23 protein-coding genes and 1 pseudogene are annotated in these 22,903 nt (G+C 62.2%); 18 read left to right on the top strand and 6 right to left on the bottom strand.

The features are described 5' to 3' along the window. Window positions 1-49 precede the first annotated feature (49 nt). The 4 genes from G6N73_RS09170 (at window position 50) to G6N73_RS09155 (ending at window position 4,314) form a co-directional block, all read left to right on the top strand. Window positions 50-874 carry a phosphogluconate dehydrogenase C-terminal domain-containing protein gene (locus tag G6N73_RS09170; RefSeq protein ID WP_165026431.1) on the top strand — a complete coding sequence of 275 codons (825 nt, stop codon included), beginning with the start codon at window positions 50-52 and terminating at the stop codon, window positions 872-874. 80 nt (window positions 875-954) lie between these two features. Then, the gene (locus G6N73_RS09165; protein WP_165026428.1) at window positions 955-1,698 is read left to right on the top strand and encodes a transcriptional regulator NanR; all 744 of its coding nucleotides are present in this window, start codon (window positions 955-957) and stop codon (window positions 1,696-1,698) included. Between the two features lie 58 nt (window positions 1,699-1,756). Next, on the top strand, window positions 1,757-2,818 hold the full coding sequence (locus tag G6N73_RS09160; RefSeq protein WP_165026425.1) for a tartrate dehydrogenase: 1,062 nt from the start codon (window positions 1,757-1,759) through the stop codon (window positions 2,816-2,818). Between the two features lie 38 nt (window positions 2,819-2,856). Then, window positions 2,857-4,314: an aldehyde dehydrogenase family protein gene (locus tag G6N73_RS09155; RefSeq protein ID WP_165026422.1), complete on the top strand. Its 1,458-nt coding sequence runs from the start codon at window positions 2,857-2,859 to the stop codon at window positions 4,312-4,314. A 44-nt stretch (window positions 4,315-4,358) separates the two neighbouring features. On the opposite strand, the gene G6N73_RS09150 is transcribed toward G6N73_RS09155, so the two are convergent. Further along, on the bottom strand, window positions 4,359-5,129 hold the full coding sequence (locus tag G6N73_RS09150; protein ID WP_165026419.1) for a FadR/GntR family transcriptional regulator: 771 nt from the start codon (window positions 5,127-5,129) through the stop codon (window positions 4,359-4,361). A 211-nt stretch (window positions 5,130-5,340) separates the two neighbouring features. Between G6N73_RS09150 and G6N73_RS09145 the strand changes: the two genes are divergently transcribed. The 12 genes and pseudogenes from G6N73_RS09145 (at window position 5,341) to G6N73_RS09100 (ending at window position 13,975) form a co-directional block, all read left to right on the top strand. Beyond that, complete coding sequence (locus G6N73_RS09145; protein WP_165026416.1) at window positions 5,341-6,324, top strand: TRAP transporter substrate-binding protein; 984 nt, start codon at window positions 5,341-5,343, stop codon at window positions 6,322-6,324. A 59-nt stretch (window positions 6,325-6,383) separates the two neighbouring features. Beyond that, window positions 6,384-6,902 (top strand): TRAP transporter small permease, encoded by a 519-nt coding sequence (locus G6N73_RS09140; RefSeq protein ID WP_165026413.1) that lies wholly within the window; start codon window positions 6,384-6,386, stop codon window positions 6,900-6,902. Further along, window positions 6,899-8,176, top strand: coding sequence for a TRAP transporter large permease (locus G6N73_RS09135; protein ID WP_165026410.1), 1,278 nt, complete (start codon window positions 6,899-6,901; stop codon window positions 8,174-8,176). The genes G6N73_RS09140 and G6N73_RS09135 overlap by 4 nt, the downstream gene beginning before the upstream one ends. A 43-nt stretch (window positions 8,177-8,219) precedes the next feature. Next, a complete protein-coding gene (locus G6N73_RS09130; RefSeq protein WP_165026407.1) occupies window positions 8,220-8,969 on the top strand; it encodes a glucose 1-dehydrogenase in 750 nt (249 codons plus the stop codon). A gap of 57 nt (window positions 8,970-9,026) precedes the next feature. Continuing rightward, window positions 9,027-9,152, top strand: coding sequence for a hypothetical protein (locus G6N73_RS37905; RefSeq protein ID WP_281352856.1), 126 nt, complete (start codon window positions 9,027-9,029; stop codon window positions 9,150-9,152). Beyond that, window positions 9,149-10,063 (top strand): L-threonate dehydrogenase, encoded by a 915-nt coding sequence (ltnD, locus tag G6N73_RS09125; RefSeq protein WP_165026404.1) that lies wholly within the window; start codon window positions 9,149-9,151, stop codon window positions 10,061-10,063. The genes G6N73_RS37905 and ltnD overlap by 4 nt, the downstream gene beginning before the upstream one ends. A 2-nt stretch (window positions 10,064-10,065) precedes the next feature. Further along, the gene (gene otnK, locus G6N73_RS09120) at window positions 10,066-11,322 is read left to right on the top strand and encodes a 3-oxo-tetronate kinase (protein ID WP_165026401.1); all 1,257 of its coding nucleotides are present in this window, start codon (window positions 10,066-10,068) and stop codon (window positions 11,320-11,322) included. Next, a complete protein-coding gene (gene otnC / locus G6N73_RS09115) occupies window positions 11,319-11,969 on the top strand; it encodes a 3-oxo-tetronate 4-phosphate decarboxylase (RefSeq protein ID WP_165026398.1) in 651 nt (216 codons plus the stop codon). The genes otnK and otnC overlap by 4 nt, the downstream gene beginning before the upstream one ends. 1 nt (window position 11,970) lies before the next feature. Further along, a complete protein-coding gene (locus tag G6N73_RS09110) occupies window positions 11,971-12,741 on the top strand; it encodes a hydroxypyruvate isomerase family protein (protein ID WP_165026396.1) in 771 nt (256 codons plus the stop codon). A 427-nt stretch (window positions 12,742-13,168) separates the two neighbouring features. Further along, window positions 13,169-13,321, top strand: a pseudogene (locus G6N73_RS38535) (hypothetical protein); the annotation flags it as partial. A 52-nt stretch (window positions 13,322-13,373) separates the two neighbouring features. Then, window positions 13,374-13,502 carry a hypothetical protein gene (locus tag G6N73_RS37900; RefSeq protein WP_281352855.1) on the top strand — a complete coding sequence of 43 codons (129 nt, stop codon included), beginning with the start codon at window positions 13,374-13,376 and terminating at the stop codon, window positions 13,500-13,502. 125 nt (window positions 13,503-13,627) lie between these two features. Further along, a complete protein-coding gene (locus G6N73_RS09100) occupies window positions 13,628-13,975 on the top strand; it encodes a YciI family protein (protein ID WP_165026390.1) in 348 nt (115 codons plus the stop codon). A gap of 119 nt (window positions 13,976-14,094) precedes the next feature. On the opposite strand, the gene G6N73_RS09095 is transcribed toward G6N73_RS09100, so the two are convergent. The 5 genes from G6N73_RS09095 to G6N73_RS37895 all read right to left on the bottom strand — a co-directional run bounded on the left by G6N73_RS09095 (window position 14,095) and on the right by G6N73_RS37895 (window position 20,431). Then, entirely contained in the window at window positions 14,095-14,592 is a 498-nt protein-coding gene (locus G6N73_RS09095) for an OsmC family protein (RefSeq protein WP_165026388.1), read from the bottom strand. A gap of 326 nt (window positions 14,593-14,918) precedes the next feature. Beyond that, entirely contained in the window at window positions 14,919-16,160 is a 1,242-nt protein-coding gene (locus G6N73_RS09090; protein ID WP_165026385.1) for a tyrosine-type recombinase/integrase, read from the bottom strand. A gap of 53 nt (window positions 16,161-16,213) precedes the next feature. After that, complete coding sequence (locus G6N73_RS09085; protein ID WP_246251812.1) at window positions 16,214-16,948, bottom strand: JAB domain-containing protein; 735 nt, start codon at window positions 16,946-16,948, stop codon at window positions 16,214-16,216. A gap of 251 nt (window positions 16,949-17,199) precedes the next feature. Then, on the bottom strand, window positions 17,200-18,024 hold the full coding sequence (map, locus tag G6N73_RS09080; RefSeq protein WP_165026383.1) for a type I methionyl aminopeptidase: 825 nt from the start codon (window positions 18,022-18,024) through the stop codon (window positions 17,200-17,202). 397 nt (window positions 18,025-18,421) lie between these two features. After that, the gene (locus G6N73_RS37895) at window positions 18,422-20,431 is read right to left on the bottom strand and encodes a beta strand repeat-containing protein (protein WP_165026380.1); all 2,010 of its coding nucleotides are present in this window, start codon (window positions 20,429-20,431) and stop codon (window positions 18,422-18,424) included. Window positions 20,432-20,756: 325 nt separating this feature from the next. Here G6N73_RS37895 and G6N73_RS09070 point away from each other — a divergent pair, with 325 nt between their 5' ends. Together G6N73_RS09070 and G6N73_RS09065 are read left to right on the top strand one after the other, a co-directional pair. Beyond that, window positions 20,757-21,131 (top strand): hypothetical protein, encoded by a 375-nt coding sequence (locus G6N73_RS09070; RefSeq protein WP_165026377.1) that lies wholly within the window; start codon window positions 20,757-20,759, stop codon window positions 21,129-21,131. Between the two features lie 295 nt (window positions 21,132-21,426). Next, on the top strand, window positions 21,427-22,290 hold the full coding sequence (locus G6N73_RS09065; protein WP_246251810.1) for an IS5 family transposase: 864 nt from the start codon (window positions 21,427-21,429) through the stop codon (window positions 22,288-22,290). Window positions 22,291-22,903 lie beyond the last annotated feature (613 nt).

The raw sequence follows: 22,903 nt of genomic DNA, 5'->3' as shown, positions 1-22,903 counted from the left end.
ATAATCTGTGGCTGCAATCGTCCCGCCGAGTTTGAGGAGACCATTGGGCATGAAGATCGCTCTCATCGGAGCTGGCGGCAAAATGGGCGTGCGCCTGTCGCTGAACCTGAAGGCTTCCAGATACGAAGTCGCGCATGTGGAGGTGAGCGAGGCGGGCCGGGAACGGCTGAAGGAGGCGGTCGGCGCAGACTGTGTGACGGTCGAGGCGGCCCTAGAAGATGCCGGCGCTGTGATTCTCGCTGTACCCGACACGGCGATTCGCAAGGTCGCCGCCGACATCGTCGAAAAAGTTGCGCCTGGGACCATTTTCGTGGCGCTCGACGCGGCAGCCCCATTTGCTGGGCATTTTCCGCAGCGTGACGACGTCACCTATTTCGTATCCCATCCCTGTCATCCGCCGATCTTCAACGACGAGACCGAGATGGCGGCCAAGCGGGATTATTTCGGCGGTGTTGCCGCCAGGCAGGCCATCGTCAGCGCGCTGATGCAGGGCCCAGAGGAGCACTACGCGGTCGGCGAGGAGATCGCAAAGACGATCTTCAAGCCCATCCTGCGCACCCATCGCGTCACCGTAGAACAGATGGCGCTGCTGGAGCCCGGCCTTTCAGAAACCGTCTGCGCCACGCTGCTCGTGGTGATGAAGGAGGCGATGGACGAGGTTGTCCGCCGCGGCGTCGACCCCGTCGCGGCCCGGGATTTCCTGCTTGGACACCTGAACATTCTCGGCGCCGTGGTCATGGGAGAAGTCCAAGGAGCGTTTTCGGACGCCTGCAACAAGGCGATAGCCAATGGCAAGCCGCGGCTGATGCGCGAGGACTGGCTGGGTGTATTCGAGCCGGAGGAGATTGCCGAGAGCATCCGCGCCATCACATGATGCTCGGGATGCCGGCGCGGGAATGGGGCCTACCTGACGGGCTCCCGCCCGCCCGAGGAGGCAGCACGCAAGGTATCGACATGCAAAAACTCGGCGCGGAGACAGCGGGCAGCGAAAGGATCGTCCGCCGCAAGCTTTCCGATCAGGTTCTCGAACGGCTGCTTGAGATGATCATGCGCGGCGAGGTGAAGCCGGGCGAGTTGATGCCGTCCGAGCGCGATTTGATGGAGCGGTTCTGCGTGGGCCGGCCGGCGGTGCGCGAGGCGTTGCAGTCGCTCGATACGATGGGGCTGATCGGTATTTCCCATGGCGAGCGCGCACGTGTCAGTGCCCTGTCGGCTGAAACGGCATTCCGCCAGATCGATGGCGTTGCCCGACTGCTGCTTTCGTCATCGCCCGATAATCTCGCGCATCTCAAGCAGGCGCGGCGCTTCTTCGAGATCGGCATGGTGCAGATGGCGGCCGCCAACGCCAAGCCCGACGATATCGCCGAACTGCGCGATCTCATTGAGCGCCAGCGCGAGAGCCTCGGCTCGGCGGAGGCCTTCATTTCGGCCGACATCGGGTTTCACCGCAAGATCGCCGCGCTGTCCTGCAATCCGATCTTCGTGGCCGTCTCCGACGCCATGCTCAACTGGCTGTTCAACTACCATGTCGAACTACTGATCTGGAGCGGTGCCGAGGAAAAGACGCTGGCCGAACACGCCGTCATCGTCGACCGCCTTGCCGAGGCCGACGCGGGGGGCGCCGCCGACGCGATGGGCAGTCATCTCGACCGGTCCGACACACAGTACCGGCATCCGACGGCGACGCTAAAGTTGTAAGTGAAATTTACTAATGCAAGGGTTGCTCAGAGCGCCGAGACGCCTACTGGAGAGACGAATGGGGAAGAATTACAAGATCGCCGTCATCGCGGGCGACGGCATCGGCAAGGAGGTGGTGCCCGAGGGTCAGCGGGTCGTCGAGGCTGCGGCCAGGCGTTTCGGCTTCTCGGTCGATTGGACCGAATTCGATTGGAACTGCGATTACTACGCCAGGCACGGCCGGATGATGCCGGAGGATGGCGTCGAGCAGGTGCGCGGCGCCGATGCCATATTCCTCGGCGCTGTCGGCTGGCCCACCGTGCCCGATCACATCTCCACGTGGGACCTGATCCTGAAGCTGCGGCGCGAACTCGGCCTTTACGTGGCGCTGCGGCCGGCGCGGCTGCTCAAGGGCATTGTCTCGCCGCTGGCCGGACGCACGGCCAAGGACATCGATTTCGTGATCGTGCGAGAGAATTCCGAAGGCGAATATTCCGCCGCCGGCGGCCTCTTGTACGAGGGCACTTCCGAGGAGATGGTGATCCAGGAATCGGTGTTTTCCAAGCGGGCGATCGACCGGATCCTGCGGTACGCGTTCGACCTGGCGCGCACGCGCCGCAAGAAGGTGTCGCTGGCCACGAAGTCGAACGGCATCAAGATCGCCATGCCCTATTGGGACGCCCGCTTCGCCGCGATCGCCAGGGAATATCCCGATGTCGCCCATGACAAGTTCCACATCGATATCCTGACGGCGCATTTTGTCGTCCATCCCGACTGGTTCGACGTGGTCGTCGGCTCCAACCTGTTCGGCGACATCCTGTCGGATCTTGGCCCCGCCGTGGCCGGCAGCATCGGCATTGCGCCGTCGGGCAATATCGACCCGTCACGAACCAACCCGTCCATGTTCGAGCCCGTCCATGGCTCCGCTCCGGACATTGCCGGACAGGGCATCGCAAATCCGATCGGCCAGATCTGGGCGGCGGCGATGATGCTCGAACATCTCGGCGAACTGGAAGCAGCCAAGGCCATCGAAACGGCAATCGAATCCGTGATCGGCGGCAACGGACCGCGGACGCGCGACCTCGGCGGCAACGCAGCCACGGTAGAGGCCGGCAAGGCGATCGCCGAGGCGCTGGCATAGGCCGTGCAGGGACAAACGCGAACCAGAGGGAATTCGTCATGCTCGACCAGACTTCCATCACCGCCTTTGGCCACTTCATTGGCGGCCGCGTCGTCGATCGCGCCGAAAGCGGCGGGATAGACGTTCTCGATCCCTCCACAGGCAAGATCTTTGCCCGCCTGCCGCGGGGCGGCCAGGCTGAAGTGGACAAGGCGGTCAGCGCGGCACGCGCAGCGTTCGAAGGCGGCTGGGGCGAGAAGACCGCGCTCGAGCGCGGCCGGATCCTGATGCGCCTCGGCACACGGGTCACCGAAAACGCCGGCAAGCTTGCCGAACTCGAATGCCGCGACACGGGAAAGCCGATGAAGCAGGCGCGCGCCGATATCGCAGCGGCCGCACGCTATTTCGAATATTACGGCTCGGCGGCCGACAAGCTGCACGGCGAGACCATTCCCTATACCAAGGGAATGACAGTGATGGCGCTGCGGGTCCCACATGGCGTGACCGGTCACATCATTCCCTGGAACTACCCGGCACAGATCTTCGGCCGTTCGGTCGGCGGCGCGCTCGCCGCCGGCAATGCCTGCGTCGTCAAGCCTGCCGAAGACGCGTGCCTGACGCCGCTGATGTTCAGCGAACTTGCGGTCGAGGCCGGACTGCCGGCGGGTGCGCTCAATATCGTCTGCGGGCTCGGAAGCGAGGCCGGCGTTGCGCTGGCAGCTCATACCGGCATCAACCACATCTCGTTCACCGGCTCGCCGCAGACCGGTACGGCGGTAGCCAGGGCCGCGGCGGAGAACCACGTGCCGGTCACTCTCGAACTCGGTGGAAAATCGCCGCAGGTGATCTTTGCCGACGCCGATCTCGATGAGGCCTTGCCGGTCATCGTCAACGCCATCGTCCAGAACGCGGGTCAGACCTGCGCTGCGGGGAGCCGGGTGCTGATCGAACGGGCGATTTACGACGACGTGCTCGCCCGGCTCGCCGAGCGGTTCTCCAAATTGAAGACCGGGGCAGGGGCCGACGATCTTGATTGCGGCCCGATCGTCAGCGCCCGGCAATTGCAGCGCGTGACGCAACTGGTGGAGGCGGCGCTCGCCGACGGCGCCAGGGTGGTCGCCAAAGCAGCCATGGACGCCGATGCGCCCGAGGGCGGCTTCTACTACCCGCCGCTGCTGCTCGACGGCGCTGCGCCCGAAAGCCGGCTCGCCCGGGACGAAGTGTTCGGTCCGGTGCTCGCTGCGTTTCCGTTCAACGACGAGAAGGACGCCATCCGCCTGGCGAACGCCACGCCCTATGGACTGACGGCTTCGGTCTGGACCAGGGATGGCGGCCGGCAGATGCGCTGCGCCAATGCCGTCGACGCGGGTCAGGTCTTCATCAACAATTACGGCGCCGGCGGCGGCATCGAACTGCCTTTCGGCGGCATGAAACGCTCCGGCTATGGGCGTGAAAAAGCCTTCGAGGGCATGATCAGCTTCACCACCATCAAAACCGTCGTCCTCAAGCACGGGTAGGTCGAGAAGGCCGCTGGCGAGGCCCGACGGCTATGGCTTGGGAGTCAGAAACCGGGCCGGCTGCTCAACATGCGGATACGTGCATGTTCGATGTGGTTGCGCATGGCGCGCTTGGCATCGGTCGCAGCGCCGGCCTCGATATGGGCGAAGATTTCCTCGTGCTCGACCTGTACCGCATCGATCCGGACAAGCGGCTGGAACTGAACTAGAAAACGCATCAGGCTGACCGAGCGCGTCACGTCGTATTCGAGCGACTTCAGCGTGTGCACGATGCGCTGGTTGGAGGTCGCCGCGGCAACCGCTTCGTGGAACGCATAGTCGTGGTGATGAAGGATCGCGTTCTGCCTGACCGCATCGGAGAAGCGGTCGAGGGCGGCGCGCATGCGTTCGACATCCGACGGCCCGCGCCGTTTGGCCGCAAGAAAGGCGGCCTCGGGTTCGACAATGAGCCGAAGCTCGATCCCGTTCAGAAGGTCGCCGATGCGCTCGAGCGCATCCCGGTCGACGCCTTCGCCTTCCCTCCCCGGCGCCTTGGCGCCAACGGCATTCTGGACATAATTGCCCGACCCGCGAACCGAGGCGACCAGCCCGTCGGCCCGCAATCTATCGAGCGCCTCGCGAAGCACCGGCCGCGAGACGTCGAACTCCTGCGCCAACTGGTTCTCGGACGGAAGACGGGTGCCGGCAACGATCATGCCGGTGACGATCGCATGGAACAGGTTTTCGTAGACCTTGTCAGCGAGCCGTTCAGTCCTGTTGCCCTGAAGATCGGTGAACACGAAATCCGGCTTTGCAGTCTTCCCGGGTTTGTCCATGGTGCGTTCTCCCAACAGGCGACCTGGCTGTCCGTGCCGCGGTGGAAAACCGACACTTCGCGCACCGCGGGAAATTGCCATCGCTCCCGCAAAACGCGCTCGCAGCCGCCTGAATCTATCGCGCCCAAAGTTGTAAAACAAGTTGACTGAATTGTCGGTTGACGCCAAAGTCACATCCGGTTGCAAAAAAGAATCCAGGGAGGAGAACCAGATGTTTCGTTTTCGCAGCATAGTCGCAGTTTCCGTATTGGCTTTGTCGGTGTCGCTCGCCGGCAGCGCCATGGCGCAGACCGTCCTCAATTTCGGTCACACCACGGCGCAAAATTCGCACTACAGCATGGGCGTCCAGGCATTCGCGAAAAAGATTTCCGAACTCAGTGACGGCAAATTCGAAGTCCGTGAGCAAGCGGCAGGCGCGCTCGGCGGCGAGCGCGACCTGATCGAGGGGCTGCAGATCGGCTCGATCGAGCTCGTCATCTCATCGACTGGCCCGCTGGGCAATTTCGCGCCTGAGACGCTGGTGCTCGATCTGCCATTCCTGTTCAAGGATTATGAGGCGGCGCGCTCGATCCTCGATGGCGAGATCGGCGACGAGCTCCTGGCCAAGGTCAGCGAAAACAATCTTGTGGCGCTGGCGTGGAGCGAGAACGGCTTCCGTCACATCACCAACTCCAAGCACGCCATCAACACGCCTGCTGATCTTCAAGGCCTGAAGATCAGGACGATGGAGAACGCGGTGCATATCGAGGCGTTCACGGCTGCCGGCGCATCGCCCACGCCAATGGCCTTTCCTGAGGTCTTCGCAGCCCTGCAACAGCAGGTCATCGATGGACAGGAAAATCCGATTCCCGTCATCACCTCGGCCAATATGTGGGAAGTGCAGGACCACCTGACGCTCACTGGCCACGTCTACTCGCCGGGGATTATTCTCGCGTCGCCGAGCCTTTGGGAAACGCTGTCGGAAGAAGAGAAGGGCTGGTTTGAGGAAGCCGCCGATGTCGCGGTGGCGGCCACCCGCAAGAAGGTCGAAGAAGATGAAGCCGGCGGCGTGGACAAGCTTCGCGGACACGGAATGGAAGTCATCGAAAAAGTTGACGTCGATGCATTCCGCGAGGCGGTTGGTCCGGCCTATAAGACGTTCATTGCCAAGCATGGCGACGACATGCTGACCCGCATCCAAGACGCGCAGAAGTAACCTCTCAACGCAGCAAAGCAGGGTGGTTCCAGGGACCGCCCTGGGCGGAGCGTTCGCACATGCAATGGTTTCATACTTTGGAGGCGCGCCTTACGCGCACGGCGCTCGAACTCGCCGTAATTGCCATGGCCGCGGTGGTCGCCCTTGCCTTCTACCAGGTGGTGACCCGCTTCGTGATCGGTCATCCTTCTGTCTGGTCGGAGCTGGCTTCCCGGTCTGCGATGATATGGATGGTTTTTCTTGGCCTTGCAGCCGCATTTCGGCAAGGAGCGATGATTGCCGTCGACTTTCTTCTCGATATTTCTCCCCCCCGCATCCGCAAGCCGCTTTACTGCGTCGTCGCGTTTGCCTCGCTAGTCTTTCTCGCCCTTCTCATCTGGTATGGCGCCGGGATGACGATGCGGGTCCGTGGTCAGCATCTGGCAGGACTGCAGATCACGATCGCCTGGGTCTACGCAGCCCTGCCAGTGGGGGCCGCCTTTGCGGTGTTCGGCGTGATCGGCAGGCTCGTCGAGGTTCTCCACGATCCGGATGCAGGACGCGAAGGGGGCCTCAAAGAAATCAGCAAACAGACATGAACGCCGCGCTCGCATTTTCCCTGCTGATCCTCTTCAGCCTCGCGGTGCCGATCGGCGTCTCGTTGGTTCTCGCCAGCGCCTTTGGCATACACTTGTATTCAACCGCGCCGCTACTTCTTGTGGCGCAACGGGTTTTCACCAGCCTCGATTCGTTTCCGCTGCTGGCAGTGCCGCTGTTCATTCTCTCGGGCAACCTGATGGCGGCGGGCGGTATTTCAGAGCGCCTCGTCGACCTCGCAAAATCCATGGTCGGCGGCATCCAGGGCGGCCTCGCCTGCACCTGCGTCATCACCTGCATGATCTTTGCCTCCGTGTCCGGATCCTCCGTCGCCACCACCTTTGCGATCGGCGTCATTCTGATCCCGGCCATGGTGCGCCACGGCTATCCGGTCGGAACCGCTGCGGCGATCCAGGCCGCATCCGCCGAACTGGGGGTTCTGATACCGCCCTCGATCCCGCTCATTCTCTATGGCGTGGCAACGGAGACCTCGATCGGTCAACTGTTCCTGGCCGGTGTCGGGCCCGGCATACTCGTCGCCGCGGGTCTGTTCACATATCTAATCATCCTGTGCCGCATCAAAGGCTACGGCAAGAGCGACGACGACGGCAGCCTGCCGTTCTTCACGGCTCTGCTGCGGTCCTTTTGGGCGCTGATGATGCCGTTCATCGTGCTTGGCGGCATCTATGGCGGGATTTTCACGCCCACCGAAGCCTCGGCAGTCGCGGTGGTCTACGCGCTTGTCGTCGGCGTCTTCGTCTATCGCGCCATGGGCTTGCGCGAAATTCACGCGGCATTCAAGAATTCCGTCGTCTCCAGCACCGTGATCATGATCATCATCGCCGGCGCCGGATTGTTTTCCTTCCTCGTCACCCGCAGCGGGCTGCCGGTGATCATCACCGAATGGGTGCAGGAGGTGTTTACGTCCAAATACGGGTTCCTTCTGGCGGTGAACATCTTTTTGTTCGGGGTAGGCATGTTCATCGAGACATCCGCGGCGATCCTCGTTCTAGCGCCGCTATTGACGCCGATCGCCATCGCCTATGGCGTCGATCCGGTTCAATTTGGCCTGATCATCGTCGTCAACCTGGCGCTCGGCATGATCACTCCGCCGGTCGGGGTCAACCTGTTTGCAGCCTGCGCGGTCGCAAACATATCTCTCCAGAGGATCATCCCGCCACTGGTGCCGATGGTGGCAGTGGTGATGGGTTGCGTCCTGTTGGTGACCTACGTGCCGTTCATTTCGCTGGGTCTGGTCGAGTTACTCTACCGGTAGCCGACATTCCGGAGTCTTAATTGTTGCTGCAAGGGAAGCGTGTATGAAACTCAAGGACAAGGTCGCCCTCGTCACCGGAGCCGGTGGCGGCTATGGCGAAGGCATCGCGCATTACTTCGCCGAGCAGGGTGCCAGGGTGCTGGTCGTCGATATCCGCGCCGATGCCGCCGAGAAGGTCGCCGCCGATATTGGTGAACAGGCCTCCGCCTTCGCCGCCGACGTGACCAGCAGCGATCAGACCAAGGCGATGATCGCTGCCGCGATCTCGCGCTTCGGCAAGCTCGACATCATCGTCAACAATGCCGGCACGACCCACAAGAACCAGTCGATGGTGCTGGTCGACGAAGCGACCTTCGACAAGGTCTATGCCGTGAACGTCAAGTCGATCTACCACGCCGCCATTCACGGCGTGCCGGTGCTCGAGAAGAACGGCGGCGGCGTCATCATCAACATCGCCTCGACGGCCGGCGTCCGGCCGCGGCCAGGTCTCGTCTGGTACAACGGATCAAAAGGGGCGGCGATCGCCATCACCAAATCCATGGCGATTGAACTGGCGGAAAAGAAAATCCGCGTTTGCGGCATCAATCCTGTCATGGGCGAGACCGGGCTGACGAGCGAATTCCTGCCCGGCGCCGACACGCCGGAGACGCGAGCGAAGATCATCGCCGGCATTCCGCTCGGCCGGCTGTCGCGACCACTTGACATCGCCAAGGCCTGCGGCTTTCTCGCCTCCGACGAGGCAGAATTCATCACCGGCGTGCTGCTCGAGGTCGATGGCGGCCGCTGCATTTGACGCTGTCGAGGAACGCCGCCACCACGGCGGAACCCGGAACCTTGGAGAACGATCGACGTGAGCGAATCGACACCCTTCGACGCCAGCGGCGCGCTGGAACGCGGGTTTGAGCCGGATGCCTCCTTCGAGGCGATCCTCAAAGCATATCTTGCCGACGAGCAAGCGGGAGCGCAGGCCTCATGAGCAACGTGCTGCTGATCGGCCTCGGCGCCATGGGTTTCGGCATGGGGCGTTCGCTGCTGCGCGCGGGACATGCCGTATGCGGCATCGACATCGACGCCGCTGTCACCGCCCGCTTCGTTGAAGTCGGCGGCTTGGGAAGCAGCCGCGCCGAGGCGGCGGCGACCGCCGACATCGCCATCCTGGTGGTGGTGAACGCGAGGCAGACCGAGGACGTTCTTTTCGGCGAAGGCGGCATCGCCGATCGTCTGCCCAACGGCGCGGTTGTTGTCTCCTGCGCCACCTTCGCGCCTGAACACGCGGTCGACTTCGAGAGCAGGCTTCAGGCGAGGAACGTCCTCTATCTCGACGCGCCGATCTCTGGCGGCTCCGCGCGCGCCGCCGAGGGAAAGTTGTCAATCATGGCTTCCGGGCACCCTGACGCCTTCGCCATGGCCGGCGCAGCTCTCGATGCGATGGCAGAGACCGTCTTCGAACTCGGCGATCGCGCCGGGGCCGGCTCCGCCATGAAGATCGTCAACCAGCTCCTGGCAGGTATCCATGTGCTTGCGACGGCCGAAGCCATGTGCTTCGGCATCGGCCAGGGCATCGATCCGCATCGCATGATCGAAGTCATCACCCGCTCCGCCGGGTCTTCCTGGATGTTCCAGAACCGCGGGCCCTACATCGCCGACGGTGACTATCGGCCGCATTCGGCAGTCGACATCTTCGTCAAGGATCTCGGCATCGTCCGGCAGATCGCCGCTGCATCCGGCATGTCGGTCAGGCTCGCGGATGCCGCCTTCGAACGGTTCCAGGCGGCCCGGGAGGCGGGTTACGGCAGCGCCGGGGACGTTGCTGTCGCAAAGATGTACGCCGAAGAGGGTGGAATCGTCCTGCCGGAAGCGGCCCGAGGGCGCACAGGAGGAAGCTGACAGTGCTGCTCGGCTGCATAGGCGATGATTTCACCGGTTCCTCGGACCTTGCGAACACGCTGGTCAAGGGTGGCATGAAGGTGACGCAATATTGTGGGGTTCCGCATGGCGACGCGCGTCCCGATGTGGAGGCTGGCGTCGTCGCGCTGAAGACGCGCAGCCTGCCCACCGCCGAGGCGGTCGAGCAGTCGCTGGCGGCTCTCGAATGGCTCGAGCAGCAGGGGTGCCGGCAGTTCCTCTTCAAATATTGCTCGACCTTCGATTCCACACCCGCCGGCAATATCGGCCCGGTTGCCGATGCTCTCGCCGACAGGCTCGGCGCGAGCAAGGTTATCGTATGTCCGGTCTTTCCGGCGACCGGCCGCACGCTCTATCAAGGTCATCTCTTCGTCGAAGACCGGCTGCTCAACGAATCCGGCATGGCGAACCACCCGCTGACTCCGATGACGGATCCCGACATTCGCCGCTGGCTCGCGCGCCAGACGAAAGGCACCGTCGGCCATGTCGCCTACCGCGACGTTGTCAAAGGACCCGCGAGCATCGGCGAGGCGCTGACACGCGAAGAGGCTGCCGGTCGTCGCCTGATCGTCGTCGACGCGCTAGACGATACGGACCTGATTGCGATCGGCGCGGCTGCCGCCGACCTGCCACTCGTGACGGGTGGCTCCGGCATAGCGACAGGGCTGCCGGAGAACTTCCGCTCCAGGGGCCTCATTGCTGAAGGCCCCGATTCCTGGCGCGGCGTGAAGGGGCCCGCCGTCGTCCTGTCCGGCTCCTGCTCCAGGGCAACCCGCGAACAGGTCGAACGATACCGGACCGATCATCCGTCGTTCGAGATCACCGCTAATGCCGTCATGCGAGGCGGAACCGACGCTGACCGGGTTCTCGACTGGGTGAAGGGCCATGGCAATGCGGCACCCCTCATCTATTCGTCCGCTGATCCAGGCACGGTAGGCGCCGCACAGACGCTCTACGGCGCTGAAGTTCTTGCACGCGCCATCGAGGATCTCTTCGCGTCGCTTGCCGGCCGGCTGGCCGCGGCCGGTTTCGGCCGCATTGTGTCGGCCGGCGGCGAGACCTCCGGCGCAGTGGTGCGCGGGCTTGGGCTCGAAGAGCTCCAGATCGGGCCCGAGATCGACCCCGGCGTCCCCGCCATGTGCGCCACTGGACGCAATCTTGCCGTTGCGCTGAAATCCGGGAATTTCGGCGAGCCAGATTTTTTCGCAAAAGCCGTCAACGCCCTCGGAGCAAACACATGAGCAGCGAGAGCCACGCTCGGGAAAATATCTGCGAGTTCGCCCGCTCCATGTTCGACAGGGGCCTTACTGGCGGCGCTTCCGGCAATATTTCGATGCGCCTGGAGGATGGCGGGCTGCTCGTAACCCCAACCGGCAGTTCCTTCGGAAGGCTTGATCCGTCGCGGCTGTCGCGCTTCGATGCCGCCGGGCGGCTGATTGGTGGCGACGCCCCGACCAAGGAGATGCCGCTCCACAGCGCGTTCTACGAGACGCGCGGCGCCAAGACCGGCGCGGTCGTTCATCTCCATTCGACGCATTCCGTCGCGCTCTCGATGCTGCCCGACACCGATCCCGACAATGTGCTGCCGCCGCTGATGGCCTACTCGATTATGCGGCTCGGCAAGGTGAAGCTGTTGCCCTTCTTCAGGCCGGGCGATGCGGCGATGGGGGATGCCATCCGCGGCCTCGCCGGCCGGCGCAGCGCCGTTCTGCTCGCCAGTCACGGCCCCGTCGTCGCGGCGAAGGATCTGGAAGCGGCAGTCTATGCCACCGAAGAGTTGGAGGAGACCGCCCGCCTCGCACTTCTCACCCGCGGTCTCAAACCGCGCATGCTCGACTCCGCACAAATCCGCGACATTGTCGACCATTTCGATGTCGAATGGGATTGAAATGACCGCCGTGAAGCTTTCCGCAAATCTCGGTTTTCTTTTTTCCGACAGGGATCTGCCGCGCGCCATTCATGCCGCGCACGATGCGGGCTTTGCCGCCGTCGAGCTTCATTGGCCCTATGCTACCGAACCCAGCGAACTGCGTGCCGCGCTCGATATGACGGGCCTTCCCGTCCTCGGCCTCAACACCGTGTGCGGCAAAATCGCCAATGGTGAATTCGGCCTTGCAGCCGTGCCCGGCCGCGAAGCCGACGCCCGCGCCGCGATCGACCAAGCCCTGACCTATGCCCAGGCCATCAAGTGCCGCAACGTCCACGTCATGGCTGGCCGCGCCGAGGGCGCCGTGGCCGAGGGTACCTTCGCCGCCAATCTCGCTTACGCCGCAGCGCAAGCGCGCGACCACGGCATCGGCATCCTGATCGAGCCGCTCAATCTGCGCGACGTTCCCGGCTACTTCCTGAGCGACCTCGACAAGGCGGCGCGGATCATCGAGGCGGTCGGCGACGTCAATGTTCACATCATGTTCGACTGCTATCACATGCAAATCATGGGCGGCGACCTCCTCAACCGCATCCGCGCCCACCTGCCGTTCATCGGCCACGTTCAGTTCGCCGCCGTGCCGGATCGGCAGGAACCCGATCATGGCGAAGTCGACTTCGCTTGGCTTCTGCCGGCCATCGTCGACGCCGGCTATCACGGCCCGTTTGGCGCCGAATACAAGCCGTGGGGGTGGACCGAGGATGGGCTTGGATGGATGAGCCGGTTTCAATAAAGTCGGCTGGCGAGATTGGGTCTCTCATTGCCAATTTGTTTCCTTTGTCTTCGAATTTTGTTCGTTCGGGTTCGATCGCACCCGGCGTTGCGCACGGTCAGGTGCTGGCCGAAGCAACAGCTGTCGTAAGGTTGGGGGTAGACGCCTATCATCAAGAACGCTTCGCATCCGCCCCAACAGACGTTTAGCTAGGGCGACCATGCCTTCAGGGACGTCCTCGCGCAAAGTGGGTTGACCGCCGGGGTGTGAACTCGGAACCAATGTCTACAGCGAAGGGCGATCCAGCAACTTCATGTCCCGCAACGCGATGTAGGAGTGGCGGCGAATTTAGCGAGCCGACCAATGTCAGCGCGGCGGCAAGTTGAGGTAAAACTTCCTTTGGGTGGCTGGACTCGGCATCGATAGTCGAACCAATATCGCGGCGACAATGACTTCATTTATGGACGCACTGAGGACGGGTAGCCTGGAGGCTCCACGGGAGATCGATGGGGTCCGGCACGGTTTAGCGGCCGCACAATCTGAACCGGTGATGCGTTTCCTGGCCAACTATTCGGCTGAACATTGCCCGACATCAAACGTCATGCTCGGGACGGTTCAGTCGCCAGCTGCGCATCCGATTCGAAAGCTGTTCGATGCAGGTGACCGTGACCACGGACGACGTGTCGGTGTTTGGTCAGGGTGTTTCGGAGGAGTTTCTGCGCCTCTTCCAAGCCAAGCTCTTCGACACCGACGAATGGAGAGGATTCGCTTGGCTGGATTGACCGATCCGCGCCGGTAGATTATCGCCGACAACTTCCCTTAAGCGGAACTGGCAGGATTCTTCCGCTCATTGTCGAATCGCGGCCGCCACTTCCGACTAACATCGACGGCACCATGGAGGGCCCGGATGCGCTACCTTTGTCTCTTCTACATCGATCAAAACCTTGCTGACGCCGCCAGCAAGGAGCAATGGGCCGAGATCGACCGGGAGTCCCTGGCTTCCAATGAAGAGCTCAAGCGATCAGGCCACTATCTCGCCTCCAACGCTCTTGCCGATCCAAAGACCGCAAAGACATTGCGCGTTCGTGCCGGCAAGGCGAGTTGGACCGACGGGCCCTTCGCAGAGACCAAGGAGCATCTGGGTGGCTTCCTGCTCATCGAAGCGAAGAACCTTGCGGAGGCGATGGAGATCGCGGAGCGGGACTCGCTCGCTCGGATGGGGGCGATCGAGGTGCGCGAGACCGCCGGTTTCTAGCTTCGAAGTACGGGCACGTCTGGCGCGCGGCAATGACCACCGCAAACTCTCAATCCGCGTCCACACCGCGCGTCCGACGGCGGCGCCCTCTGTATTACTCAGGACGCGCGGTGGACGACTTACGCCCGCTTGATCTCGAGCGAGGAGGCTACCGGGAGCGCCTTGGTCAGTGCGAGATAGACGGGGCAGCGCTCCTGCCAGACCTCGTAAACCTTGCGGATCGCATCTTCATTCTCCGACGACTGGACTACGATGGACAAGGCGATGTTGCGGAGATCGGGCGCAACATCGCCCATCCCGAGCAGCCCTCGCGCGTCGGTATCGCACTGCGCCGTGGCCTCGATTGCGTCAACGCGGACACCAAGCTGCGGTGCCAGCGTGTCGCGAATGAAGACGACCGCGCAACCGGCTAGGGCGCTCAACAATAGCGCGGTCGGACTCGGCGCTTCATTCGCGCCCCCGAGCGGCGCTGGTAGGTCGGTACGCCAAGAAAAGGAGCCGTGTTCCATCGCAGCTTGACTACCTTCGGCACGCGCCTTCACCGCCGGCTTGCCTTTTGCTTTGTCGGGTTCTGCTTGCCACAAACGTACGGTTTCCTCGATGCGTTCGCGATTCATGTGCCTACCTCCCTTCCGTCATCAATGGAGGCCGGTGCAGTTCACCATCTGACTATGTCTAAATGGCACCGAGCCGGTCCTTACCAATTGGATGGGCATCTTATCACGAATCCACAGCGACGGCGGAACAAGCAAGCAACGATCACTGCTCCGGCTAGCTACGCCGCAACAGCTGTTGCAATCTTGATCCTCCGTCTGAACCGAGGGCCGGTAAGGGTCATGGGCGCTGGCTCGGCTGGACGTCCGCTTCTGAGACGCCCATTGGCGGCCGGAAGGTCCGGTCAGGTGAAGGTTTTTCGCGTTTGAAGCCCAGCCGTATGTGATCCCTAGGCGGCCTTCTTGCCTCGGTTCCTGCTGAGCATCGCCCTGACGAACTGATCCCATTTCTCCATACCTTCGTGCTTTTCAGGCATGTAGTTCCAGCGGTCATAGCTCTTCGAGCTGACATCGTGCAGGGCATGGTTCTGGATGCGGTCGCGGATCTCCTTCGACACGCCCGCCTTGCCGGCGAGCGTCTTCCAGGTGCGCCGCAGATCGCGGTTGGTGACAATCGGAATGACATTGCGCTCGCGCTGCCGCCAGATGAAGCTGTAGAGCGTGGCGTGGCTGACCGGCTTGGACGGGTCCGTCGCCGACGGGAAGAACCAGCCGTGCTTGTTCGGCTTGATCAACGCGATCAGCTCTGCCGCCAGCGACGGCACCGGGATCGCATGCGGGCGCATATTCTTGGTCTTCGACCAGTCGATAATCCTCTCGGCCGCATCCCACTGATCGACATGGAGACGGGCGATTTCCTCGACCCGCTGGCCCGTCAGCATCAGCAGGCACACGGCGCGGGTATAGGGTGGATGCACCGGGGCATCGGGACGTTCCAGCCAGCGGTAGAGCCGCACGAACTCGTCCTCGTCGAGCCAGCGGGTGCCGACGTTCTTCGGCTCGGTCGGAATGCCGGCTGCGGGGTTGTAGACGAGGTTGAAGCGGCGAGGGGAGCTGGTGCGGTAGTCGTGCTCCGACTTCATGCCCCAGCTGTAGGCGGCGCGGATATAGCCGCGGACATGGTCGGCCATGGCGCGGGCGCCGCGCTCATAGATCGGGCGGATGATATCGACCACCTCATCAGGCTCGATCTCGCGGGCAGGGCGGTTGCGCCCCAGTGTGTCGGCAACCGTGTTGAGGCCCTTCTCGACCTCCTTCCACGAGGGCCTGCCGTTGTCCTTTAACGACTGGACATAAGCCTCGAACAAATCAGCGATAGTTCCCGGCCTAGTGTCGCTCGCGATCTTGATGCTGCGACCCTTCTGGATGAGATTGGCGTAGTCGCGCTTGAACACCTCGCGGGCCTGGGCGAGGGACATCGAGGGATAGTTGCCGAGCTTCTTCTTGGTCCGCTTTCCATCGCGCCACTGCTGCGCCATCCATTCGGCGGTGACCCGCTTCGGCATTGGTTTCAGCACCAGGACCAACCGGCCGGTGCCGCGGCCTTCACCGTCGGTGAGGCTCACCTGCTTGCCGGATTTCTCAACCCGCTTGATGGCTTGGCGGATGGCTCCATCGGTGAGGCTGGGCATGGGCAAAGCTCGCGCAAATCTGGGGACGGTAAGCCCTCGTGGATTGGTGGCGGTTAGGCCTCCGATCGGCAAGAACCGCCCCCAATATGCAAAATGCCGCCCCCAGTACGCAAGCCCAAAAAACTCATTGATTCAGCAGTATTGAGCGTGATCCAGCGTGATCCTAGAGGGTAAGTGGGATGGTTGTGTACCAGAATGAGCGCCGTGGCCGACAGTTCGAGCGCGCGCCGCACCACCTCGCGGGGATAGACCGGGGTGTGGTCGACGGTGCCGGTCTGCTGCAATTCATCGGCGATCAGCGCGTTCTTCTTGTCGAGGAACAGGATGCGGAACTGCTCGCGTTCCTCGAACGCCATCGCCGCGCGGCAATAGTCGATCACCTGGTTCCACGACGACAGCACCTCGCGGCCGGCAATTTCGCCACGCGCCATGCGGAGTGCCGCGGCTGCGACGATCTTCAGGTCGAGCGCCGCGCTCTCGCCGATATCGTCGACCTCGCGCAGCAGCCGTTCCGGCGCGCCGAGCACTTCGGCCAGCGAGCCGAAGCGCTTCAGCAGCATCTTTGCGCGGGTCTTGGTGTCGGCTCGCGGAATGGAGCGAAACAGCAGCAGTTCGAGGATTTCATAGTCGGAGAGCGCGGCAGCGCCCGCTGTGCGAAACCGTTCGCGAAGCCGCTGGCGATGGCCGAGATGATGCGGCTTTTCCTGCGCCGCTGCTGCCTTGCGCAAGGGCGCTGACGCCTGCTCGGCCAGGAAGAAGCCGCGTTCGTCTTCGTGATCTGTCCCCATATGCCCGCGCCCCCGCACCGGCCGAAGCCGCTTCACGCGATACTAGAGCATGATCCCGAAAAGTTGCAGACCTTTCGAACCGATTTCCGCCGGAATAGGCGTGGCATCGGGTGTTTTGAGATTCAGGTCAGGGCGAGCCGAAAATGGTGGGTTTCGAGAACCGGAGCGGAGCGTACGTTCAGGTACGCGAGCACCGGAAGCGCAGAAAGCCGCCATTTGCAGGCCGTCCTCACCTGAATCTCAACATACCCTCAGGCAAGTCCGGGGCGGTCGAGCCCCTTGGGCGACAGCGTGAAGATCTCGCAGCCGCTCTCCGTCACGCCGATCGTGTGCTCGTATTGCGCCGACAGCGAACGGTCGCGCGTCACCGCCGTCCAGCCGTCGGACAGCACTTTCACATGCGGGCGGCCCAGATTGATCATCGGCTCGACCGTGAAGATCATGCCGGGGCGCATCTCGACGCCTTCGTTGGAGCTGCCGTAGTGCAGTATGTTCGGCGCGTCGTGGAAAAGCTGGCCGACGCCATGGCCGCAAAAATCGCGCACCACGGAACAGCGCTCGCTCTCGGCATAGCTCTGGATGGCGGCGCCGATCGCGCCGGTGCGTGCGCCGGGGCGGATCGCGGCGATGCCGCGCATCAGGCATTCATGCGTCACTTCCAGCAGGCGCTCGGCGGCGCGCTTGATGGTGCCGACCGGATACATGCGGCTCGAATCGCCGTGCCAGCCATCGAGAATGTAGGTCACGTCGATATTGACGATGTCGCCATCCTTGAGCGGCTTGGCGTCGGGAATGCCGTGGCAGACGACATGGTTGATCGAGGTGCAGGACGATTTGGTATAGCCGCGATAGTTCAGCGTCGCCGGCAGCGCGCCTTGATCCATGCCGAATTCGAAAACAAACCGGTCGATCGCTTCGGTGGTCACGCCGGGCCTGACCATGTCCGCCAGCTCGTCCAGGCAGCGCGCCGTGAGGTCGCAGGCCTTGCGCATGCCGGCGAAGGCTTCCTCGCCGTAGAGCCGGATCTGGCCGGTGTTTCGCGTGGGCGCTGTTGCGGCGTCGAGATAGGTGACCATGAGTTGCAGTCCGGATTGGTAGGCAGGCGTCGGGTGTTTGCGCCAGCGCCCTTGATTTGGCACCGGACGGCGCAAGCATCAAGTGCAAAGCGGGCCGATTTGCGACCCGGGACGCAAAGCCGAACCCAAATTCGATAGCTCCGCGCGCGAGGATTGCAGCGCAGCCGCCTGCTGCCTCAGCTTCCGGGAGGACGGTCCATGACATCGAGCTAGCCGGTATCGGCACGCCGCCTTAAATGCCGGTCGACACGGCCGAGATCCGGGCAGGATTGGAACCGCCCGTTGCAGTGGTCGCGCAATTCGACGGCCTCCTTCATCTGCGGCGAAAGCGCGAGACCGGCAGCATCCGCGAATCTCGCGCCAAGAAGAACCCGCTCGCCAATCTCGGCCGCTTCAGTCAGACGATGAAGTCTGTCCCCGTCATGAAGTTGGTGCCGGCGATCAGGATCTGCATGTCGGTCGTAGAATCGCCGTTCACGTCGGCGTCGATAATTATCGTGCCGCTGTAGTTGGTATAGCGCAGTTGGCCGGCCACGCCCGAAAACGCCGCGCTGCCAATGAAGGAGAACGCCTGGTTGCCGGCGACCAGCGTGTTGGCGTCGATGGTCGCAAGATCGATGCGATCGGCGCCGTGGCTGAAGCCGCCATTGATTGAGTCCCGAAACGCCGCCCCGGCTCGACTTTCCGAAACAAGGTTGAAGTCGAAAACATCGTTGCCCGCGCCGCCGATCAGAATGTCGCGGCCAGCGCCGCCATTCAGCGTGTCGTTGCCGCTGCCGCCGACGATGTAGTCGTTGCCGGCGCCGCCGCTGAGTACGTTGGCGCCCGAATTGCCGATCAGTGTGTTGTTCAGGCTGTTGCCGGTGCCGTTCAGGTTCGAGGAACCTTGAAGTTCCAGCCGCTCGACATTGGCCCCAAGTGTCCAGTCGATGTAGGAACGAACGGTATCGGTACCCTGGCCGGCGTTTTCGGCGGTCACGTCGCCGGCTGATGCAGCGACATAGATATCGTTGCCCGCGCCGCCCCGCATGTAGTCGTTGCCTCCCGCTCCATTCAGCAGATTGTTGAGGCTGTTGCCGACCAGCGTATTGTTCAGCGCGTTGCCGGTGCCATTGGCGGCAGACCCCAGCAGTTCCAGGCGCTCAATGTTCGCCCCAAGCGTCCAGTTGACAAAGGAGCGTACGGTGTCGGTGCCTTCGCCGGCATTCTCGGTCGTGACATCGCCTGCCGCAGCATCGATGTAGATGTCGTCACCTGTGCCGCCGAACATGGTGTCGGCGCCGGCCCCGCCGTCCAGTAGATCGTTGCCGCCGCGTCCACTCAGCTGGTCATCCCCAGCCATACCCCAAAGAGAATTCGCCAGGTTGTCGCCCCGAAGGTCATCGAAGCCGCCAAAAGCAGTGTCACGACCTCTAATTCCCTCAATTCCGATGAAGGTGTCGCCGGCCGCGTCTTCGGTGTTGGCGCCGGGGTCGAGAAGATCTACTATTCCCGTGCTACCGATCGAGAGGGTGTAGTAGGCGACATCGAATCCGGCCCCGCCATCCAGGGCATCCGCCCCCGCGCCGCCATTAAGCCGGTCGTCTCCGCCACCTCCGAAGAGCACGTCATCGCCGCCGTTCCCCATGAGGGCATCGTCGCCACCGGCCGTGGTCGAGGACACGCTGTCGCCGTAGATGGTGTCAGCCTGGCTTCCGCCGAAAAGCGAATCGTCGCCATATGTCACGGTTCCGGAAACCGATGCGAAGTCCCCGTAGAGGGTCAAGCCAACAATAGCGGAGGTCCCTTCGATGATGTCATTGCCGGCAGTCACAGTGGCTCCGGTGATGAACTGCAGGGCGTCTCCATAGATGGTGACGCTCGTTGACCCGCTGGCAATCGTTGTCGAGCCGGCTATTACGATGATGTCGTTTCCCAAAACCGCTGGCGGACTACTGGGTGCCGTCTGATAGTCGCCCCAGATCGACGAAACCTGTCCAGACACGTCGAACCTGTCGCTGCCGGCGAACATGTTGGCCAGGAGACCGGCAACCACGGCTTGGGTTTCGGGGTTGAAAACATTATCGTAGGTGACCGGAATTGCGGAGTTGAATCCTGTTCCTGTCAAAACAGTTGCGCTTCCGCCGCCGGAAATCGAGCTGTACACCGTAATCCCGGTCCACCAGGTCTGGTTCGAGCCGTCGGTCACCACGTCAAAGTACGCTGACCGATTAGACCCGTCCGTGGTTGACACCCCGAACGAGATGAGTCGGTTACCTCCGAACCCGTCGGTCCAATATGACGCACTGAACACACTGTGGATACCCTGGACCGCGGCCAGACTGGTGCCGTTGTTCGCATTTTCATTCCCCACGAAAGTAAAAGTAGCCATTTGCAATCCCCTCTTCCAGCGTTTTGCTGAAGTCAACTATAGCTCCGTTCTGAGCGTTACACTGAAACAAGAGAATCAGGAAGTAGAATTGAAAAGCAAAATTAGCGCCTCCGAATTGGAAGGATCGCGGTTTACTCGCGGCGCCGGGTGGCTTTAGTACTTAGCGCCCCAGCCAGTATGGTGCGTGGCGAACGGGGCTACCTCGGTCATACTGGGTTGATCCGCCCGCGCCTTAGTGTGGAAAGCCTAACGGCTGGACGAACCGGATGAACCGGACGAACACGAGGAACCTACCATCGCGCAATTTGCCGGCCTGTAAGACCCGGATGTCGATGTCGATTGGCAGCCCATCAGCGCGCATATGGCGGTGCCGGCAATAAGCGCCGTCATCTTTCGGCGAATTCGAAGCATTCCGAACCTCCTCGATCTCCCTCCGCTTGCATCCGACAGCAAATCAACAATGACCCACAGCGCCTTGCAAGGGGCGAATACGAGTCATCGGGAACAAACTGGTATCAGGCTGGCTGGCGACGCGGCACGGCATGTCGCCGGATTTGCCGATAGTCGCGGGGAAACCGGAAGGAATCAAAAGGCGCTTGCGTTTGCCAAAATTCACCAGCGTTTATTCGCTGGATATTCGACGACTTCAGGTGAAGTGCAGCTAAGAGCCCGTCTCGAAAATTCGGAGCGGTGGCTTTGCCGGCCAGAGCGTCCGGACGCGCTTGGTCTTTTTTGAACGGTCGGCGCCTGTGTCGGATAGGTGTGATTCGGTCGTGATCACTAGCGATCGTGGTGTTCGATGAGCGCTTCGGAAAGCTGTGTCACGTTTTCCGTATCCTGCCTAGTCAGGCAAAGGCGGGCGGCGGGCGTCTTGAGCCATGATTATATTATTCTAATTCAATGTGTTAGTGGATTCGTGTGAATCTACATCCACACAAACATGTGCTCCAATATTGATCTCGCCGAAGGGGTTGAGCAGCTGGCGCGGTCGTGATTCCAACGGGTTGTCGAAGCCTGATTGGAGAGACCTGATGTGGACGCCAGCTACTCGCCGCCAGCATAACCGCGAAAGCCTGCGTTACGAAACAGACATGACGGACGCAGAGTGGAGTTTGATCGCGCCACTCATGCCCACGGCCTGCCCGATGGGGCGACCGCGCAAATGGCCATTGCGCGAGATCGTGAACGCGATCTTCTACGTCATGCGCGGCGGGATCGGGTGGCGTCTTCTGCCATCGGATTTTCCGCCGAGGAGCACGGTGTTTCGCTGGTTTTGCCTGTTCCGCGACACATGCCTGTTCGAGAAGATCAACCACAAGCTCCTGATGCTGGATCGCGAACGTTGCGGCCGAGAGGCTTCACCCACGGCCTCCATCATCGACAGCCAGACCGTGAAGACCTGCGAGAGTGGCGGGCCGCGTGGCTATGACGCCGGCAAGAAGATCAAAGGCCGCAAGCGCCATGCGCTGGTCGACACCGACGGTCGGGCTCTCGTCCTTTATCCGCATCCCGCCAGCATCCAGGATCGCGACGGCGCCGGCCCGGTCCTGAACGCCTCGCGGCGACCATTCCCCTTCATCCGAAAGGTGTTCGCCGATTCTGGATATCAGGGACCGCGTGTGGCCGAGGCCACCTCGATCGCTGTCGAGATCGTCAAAAGAAAACCTGATCAGGTCGGCTTCGCCGTGCAACCGAGACGTTGGGTCGTGGAACGCTTCTTTGCCTGGATCAGCCGCAACAGGCGGCTATGGAAGGACGCCGAGGCCAGCATCGAATCCGCAACAGCCTTCCTCTACATGGCGGACTTTAACAGGGCTCACCTTCGCGAACTGCTCTTCGGTGACCTTTATCAGCATTGGCGCGTCTCCCCCCATGTCGCATGGACCTGCCGATAGTCGCAGGAAACCGGAGGGAATCAACAGCAGCGGCACCGGAAACGGTGGCGGTGCGTTTTTTTGTCTGTGGCAGCAAAGTCACACCACTCGAATATGCAGTGCTTCAACCGCCGCGCGCTTATTATCCAGCTAACCGAGGCATATCGTCGTTGACAGGCAAAGGGGCAAAGACACTGACCGCGCGCCATCCATTGGGGAGTGGATTGGCGGGCTTTTCCTCCCGAACTAGCGCCCGCCGCTCAAGTGGCGGGCTTTTCTGTGGCGTGTGCAGTCAGCGGCGCAGGAGGGTGAATTGCCATCCGAGCGAGCGGATCAAAAGAGGCCGCCTAGCGGCGCGCGCAAGGCGGCCCGACCGCTATCTCTCCTCCGAGGGGTTGTGGTTATAGATAACGGGTAACGAAGTGTATCACATTGAAACACCTAAGGCGACGTTGAGCAGGTTGTAATTCGATCCGATGCCTTAATAGCCGCCACCACTGCCACCGCTGCCGCCAGTACTCATACCATTTCCGTTCGCCGTGGAGACGGTTGACGGCACGGATGGAGCCTCACCGCGTGGCGATGTCATGCAGGCAGTCAAAAGCAATACCGAAAGCAGGATGAAAAAGCGCAT

The organism is Allomesorhizobium camelthorni, assembly GCF_011045125.1.
Taxonomy (GTDB): Bacteria; Pseudomonadota; Alphaproteobacteria; order Rhizobiales; family Rhizobiaceae; genus Allomesorhizobium; species Allomesorhizobium camelthorni.
This window is presented reverse-complemented; position numbering and strand designations above follow the sequence as displayed.